The sequence below is a fragment of the Vibrio sp. 1402 genome, assembly GCF_033340275.1.
In genome coordinates this window covers 1-677 of sequence record NZ_JAWOWE010000302.1, presented here as the reverse complement: position 1 = coordinate 677, position 677 = coordinate 1, and the positions used below count along the sequence as shown (strand labels likewise).

Below are 677 nucleotides of genomic sequence, written 5' to 3'. Positions count from 1 at the left end.
AGAAGCCTTGTCGGTGAACACCCGCGCCACCTGAACACCCTCCAATTGCCGTTCCGGGTTCTGGTCGAAGCTGCTGACGCGGACATAGCCGATGCGTTGACCTTGCAAGATGCCTCCAAAGGCAAAAGTGTCAGGATGAAATCTATTACCTTTGACGGAATATGTCAATCAATAGGAAATTTAACTCTATTCTGACATCGTTTGTCGTTTTCAGAAGACGGCTGCACTGAACGTCAGAAGCCGACTGCACTATAGCAGCGGAGGGGTTGGATCCATCAGGCAACGACGGGCTGCTGCCGGCCATCAGCGGACGCAGGGAGGACTTTCCGCAACCGGCCGTTCGATGCGGCACCGATGGCCTTCGCGCAGGGGTAGTGAATCCGCCAGGATTGACTTGCGCTGCCCTACCTCTCACTAGTGAGGGGCGGCAGCGCATCAAGCGGTGAGCGCACTCCGGCACCGCCAACTTTCAGCACATGCGTGTAAATCATCGTCGTAGAGACGTCGGAATGGCCGAGCAGATCCTGCACGGTTCGAATGTCGTAACCGCTGCGGAGCAAGGCCGTCGCGAACGAGTGGCGGAGGGTGTGCGGTGTGGCGGGCTTCGTGATGCCTGCTTGTTCTACGGCACGTTTGAAGGCGCGCTGAAAGGTCTGGTCATACATGTGATGGCGACG

The 677-nt window shown here is 57.5% G+C and carries 2 pseudogenes; both read right to left on the bottom strand.

Annotation, left to right across the window (positions count from 1 at the left end):
• Window positions 1–108, bottom strand: a pseudogene (locus R7044_RS25710) (recombinase family protein); the annotation flags it as partial.
• Window positions 109–404: 296 nt separating this feature from the next.
• Window positions 405–677 (bottom strand): annotated as a pseudogene (gene intI1, locus R7044_RS25705) (class 1 integron integrase IntI1); the annotation flags it as partial.